At 51.1% G+C, this 4,485-nt stretch carries 6 protein-coding genes; all 6 read left to right on the forward strand.

What is annotated here, in order from left to right; all coding sequences use genetic code 11:
* The coding region (locus J8X26_RS26900; protein ID WP_307803527.1) for a hypothetical protein at window positions 1-382 on the forward strand (382 nt) is incomplete at its 5' end.
* Between the two features lie 270 nt (window positions 383-652).
* Window positions 653-985 carry a hypothetical protein gene (locus tag J8X26_RS26905; RefSeq protein ID WP_208952578.1) on the forward strand — a complete coding sequence of 111 codons (333 nt, stop codon included), beginning with the start codon at window positions 653-655 and terminating at the stop codon, window positions 983-985.
* Window positions 978-1,505 (forward strand): hypothetical protein, encoded by a 528-nt coding sequence (locus tag J8X26_RS26910; protein ID WP_208952579.1) that lies wholly within the window; start codon window positions 978-980, stop codon window positions 1,503-1,505. The genes J8X26_RS26905 and J8X26_RS26910 overlap by 8 nt, the downstream gene beginning before the upstream one ends.
* The gene (locus J8X26_RS26915) at window positions 1,498-3,012 is read left to right on the forward strand and encodes a DEAD/DEAH box helicase (protein WP_208952582.1); all 1,515 of its coding nucleotides are present in this window, start codon (window positions 1,498-1,500) and stop codon (window positions 3,010-3,012) included. Before J8X26_RS26910 ends, J8X26_RS26915 begins: the two co-directional genes overlap by 8 nt.
* Window positions 2,999-3,976, forward strand: a complete 978-nt coding sequence (locus J8X26_RS26920; protein WP_208952580.1) for a toprim domain-containing protein — start codon at window positions 2,999-3,001, stop codon at window positions 3,974-3,976. The genes J8X26_RS26915 and J8X26_RS26920 overlap by 14 nt, the downstream gene beginning before the upstream one ends.
* Window positions 3,976-4,485 (forward strand): antitermination protein (locus J8X26_RS26925; RefSeq protein WP_244370890.1); only part of this gene is annotated, 510 nt, incomplete at its 3' end. The genes J8X26_RS26920 and J8X26_RS26925, both read left to right, overlap by 1 nt.

Raw genomic sequence — 4,485 nt, forward strand, 5'->3', positions numbered from 1 at the left:
ATTCCTTACTCACATTCATTACCGCCTGATGCCCCCTCAGATCATGCCTAACCCCACCCGAACCATCATGCCGGAAGTGTATTGCGCGGCTGATGCTGAGTGGATTCAGGAGCAAATGGGGCTGCTGTCGCCATCCATGCGGCAGAAGATCGCCGTGAAGTACTCCGAAGTGTATCTGGAGGCTTGGGATCGTGAGCAGGTCTCATATCGGCAGGAGAACAGAGCGCGGCATGAGGCCAATACTCGGCTCCGGTTGTTTGTTGGACGGTATCACAAGGCTGCAATGGGGTTGACTGAAAAACCCCCGCTGACCAGCGCACAAGCCCAGATCGGAACGGCTGCGAGGACAGCATACGGTCAGCAAGCTTCGGACTGGCGATAGGAATGCGGGGTTTCAGGGATCACCAGTCTGGGAATGTGTTCCTGGTAAGCGTAACAGAGGTGAGGTTTTCACAAAGGCCAAACCCAAAAAATCAGGGGCAAGGTCAACGGCGGATCGAGTCTACGAGAACGTTAGTCATAGACATAAGAAGAGGCGACTTGCATGACATTGATTTTTAAGAAGAAAAAAAGCGAAAAAGTGTCACCCATGACACTAAAAGTATCACCGGTGACACTCGATTGATTTATAAGGCTTTTTTTTGAGGTATTTATGATGATTGAAGAAAGTTCGTACACATGTTTGCACCGGTCGGTCATCAGAACTTTTCTGAAGATGGAGCGAGGTGGCATCAATTCTCTCCCGATCTATCTGTGGTTGGTGGGTCGTTGGGAATCTGAAAACGGTAACCTCGATCAGATGGCAGAGACTCCAAGCCGTATCAGCGTGGCAGAGCCAAGCATTGAAGATTTTATCGCGGTTACTGGGCGCACAGAAGATACAACGCGCCGTTACATTAAGTTCCTCACCGATTATGACCTGGTAGTTTCAGGCCCCAACAGCACCCTCAGCATTGCCGTATACATGGGAGGGGTTGATGAGTAGTAACGCAAAACCAAAATCACGTAACAAAGATTTTGTCCAGACATACAGGGCAGGGTTTGATGCATTTGAAAGATTATCCGACCTCAAGCAAAACGCAGCAATCAAGTTATACGCCCGGCTGGCGAGCCTTATGGATGCACAAAGCGGTGTTGTTGTGATTGATCCATCGGTACTGATCGCTTCATTGGGTTTTTCAAAATGCAGTTTTCATCGTGCAGTGAAAGTTCTTGTTGAGGGGAATCACATCATCCGTCCAGAAACCAACGTGTTTGCCATCAACCCCGGCGAATTCTGGAGCGGGCACGGGAACAGCAAGCCGTACTCTCCGTTCATGCTTCGCGGAAAATCAATGACCCGCCGGGTTAGTTACGTGTTTTCGCCCGAAAGCAGCAATCCACAATCAGCGAAAGTTTCCGTAACGCTTGAACCAGTCATTCACGATGAAAAAGACAAGAAACCGGTAGGCGGAACTTGGGGAAGCGAAACCAAACCGGCTCTTGAGGGAGATCATGATGCTTAACCTTCAACCAAAAACTAAGCAGATCACTGGCATCCAAATGTTGCACAGCGACTGGAAGAACTATCGCACATTCCTGATCTCGGCACCAGTCGGCTATGGGAAAACATTCCTGGCCGCCTATCTGGCCGACAAGATGATTGAGCTGGGTAAACGCGTGATGTTTGTTGCGCCATTTTTGACCTTAGTTCGCCAGACTGCAACCCGGTTTGTGCAGTACGGCCTGCCGGAAGAAGAGATCGGCTATATCTGGCGGGACTACCAGCCTCATGACCCGACACGCCTGATCCAGATTGCTTCTGCCGACACGCTGATCCGCCGTGAATTTCCAGACAACATCGACCTGCTGATCGTTGATGAAGCGCACATGAAACGTCGCGGCCTGCTGGAGGTCATCCGTGATTCAGGCATCAAGGTGATCGGCCTGTCCGGTACGCCGTTCGCCCCGTGGATGGGCCAGTACTACGAGAAACTCATTAAGCCCACCACCATGAAGGAGCTGATCAGCATTGGTGACCTGAGCCAATATGAGTTTTATGCACCTACAAAACCTGACCTGAAAGGCGTAAAAACCAGCAGTCTGGCGGGATTTGGCAAAGACTACAACGAAGACCAGTTGGCAGAAATTATGGGCGGTGCCGAGCTGGTGGGCGATATCGTGAAAAACTGGCTGGAGAACGGGGAAGACCGTCCGACCATCTGTTTTTGCGTGAACAAATCCCATGCTGCTTACATCACGATGGAATTCAACCGCGCAGGCGTCAGCGCTGAAATCATGGTTGATGATACCCCGCCTGATGACCGACAGATGATTATTCATCGCTTCGAGCAGGGCGCAACAAAAATCATCGTGAACGTTGGTGTGCTGGCTGCCGGATTTGACAGCGACGTTCGTTGCATCATCTACGCCCGCCCAACGAAATCAGAAATCCGCTGGTTACAAACGTTGGGCAGGGGACTGCGCACTGCTCCTGGAAAAGACCACTGCAAAATCTTCGATCACTCCGGCAGTATCCACCGTTTGGGATATCCCGACGACATCGAATATGACGAGCTGTCCGGGAAAAGCGACGGCATGAAAGCCAGCGGCAGTGCAGAAGCTGCGGAGAAAAAGGACAAAACCCCCAAAGAATGCCCTCAGTGTCACTACATGAAAGCCGCTGGGGTGTATGTCTGCCCAAAATGTGGCTTTAAACCCCTGAGTGGTGAGGATGTTGATACTGATTCTTCACGCGGGTTGAAACGCCTGAACCGTAAAGAACGCATCTACACCCGCACGGATAAACAGGCGTGGTGGAGCCAGATTAAGCACTACCAGCGCCAGCGTAGCCTGAAGAGTAAACCGCTCTCTGACGGCTGGTGTGCCCATACGTACAAAGACAAATTCGGTGAGTGGCCGAATGGCCTTTCTGATTTCCCAATGGAGACCGGGCCTGAAGTCTGGAATTTCATCAAATCTAAATTTATTTCTTACAGCAAGCAACGGGGGCTGCCTGATGAAAACAACTGAGGCGGTGCTCGGGCGTTGGCCGGAAATCTTCGAATACTACGGTCTGCCGCCAGTCACTGGGAAAACACATTTTAAGGGTGAGTGTCCATGTTGCGGGAAGAAAGGCAAATATCGGTGTGATGACCTTGAGGGGCGCGGGAGGTGGATTTGTAGCTGTGGTACCGGCGACGGCTGGAACCTCCTTGTTCAAACGCAGAGCAAAGATATCAGAACGCTCTACAACGAGGTTGACCGCATCATTGGCAACACGTTTCACCGGGATCAGGCTCCGGCCAAAAAACTTGAGAGCGACGTTACTGCTGAACGAGATCGGGTTATTCGCCATTTTTCCGCTATGCCACCGCTGCGCGGGACTTTAGGGGAAGCGTATCTGAATAAGCGTGGTATCAACACGCTGCCTTCCGCTGACGCAACCCGTTACTGCCAAAATCAGAAAGTCGGGGGTGGTGGTGTCTATCAGGCGCTTTGGTCATTGGCAACCGACAACAAAGCAAACCTCTGCTATCTGCACCGCACTCTGTTAGACGGGGATCGAAAGGCTGATGTTGATGTGGCAAAGAAGCAAAGAGCGTTACAGGAAAAAAATGTGTTGGATCATGCGGTATCCGTGGCTATCCGTCTTTTCCCCGTAGCCTCCACATTGGGTATTGCCGAAGGGATTGAAACTGCCTTGTCCTGCAAGCAGCTTTACGGCGTGAATACCTGGTCGGTCATCAATGCAGGTTTTATGGAGAAGTTCAGAGTCCCCGCTGGGGTGCAACACCTCGTCATTTTTGCTGACATGGATATTCACACTGCAACCGGTCAGGCAGCCGCGTTCGTATGTGCACGGTCAAACTTGAATGCGAAGAATGACCTGAAAAGAATCAGTATTCGCTGGGCAGATCACGGTGATTTCAACGATCTCATCATCAATGGTGATCAGGTCAGAGAACAAATTTACTATAAGAAGGTGGCCGCCTGATGAAACTCGAAAACTCACTGAAACAGTTCAACCCTAAAACCCAGACGTTTACCAATGTGCCGCCAGCAACATCATCCGATTCGCTGACGGGGCCTGACCTCGCTGCATGTCTGGGTATGGCAACCGCTGAGGCTGAATTCGGGATGGGCGCTTTCCTCGGTAAAAATGGAATCAGCAAAGAAGACGGCCAGCGCACCATTGAACGACTCTCTGTTTTTGCAATGCAGAACGCCGGGAAGCACGTCGGTAAAGTGGCTGGCCGCCGGATGGCTCATTGCATGGTTATTCTGGCGAAGATGGCCTATGCGGAATATTGCAAATCAGCGGGGAGTGTGAGCACCTGCACTGATTGTTCCGGTACCGGTTTTATCAAAGAGGAGCGAGCTTTCAGAAACCAGATGGCAATAGACCGTCAGGAATATCTTGATGCGCTGCCAGGCAATCTGGGGCTGCTTTACCGTGATGAAATGAAATCCAAAAAAGAGGGCGTGGAAATCCATGATGTTCTC

Source organism: Rahnella sp. ChDrAdgB13, from assembly GCF_017655185.1.
In the GTDB taxonomy this organism is placed as follows: Bacteria; Pseudomonadota; Gammaproteobacteria; order Enterobacterales; family Enterobacteriaceae; genus Rahnella; species Rahnella contaminans.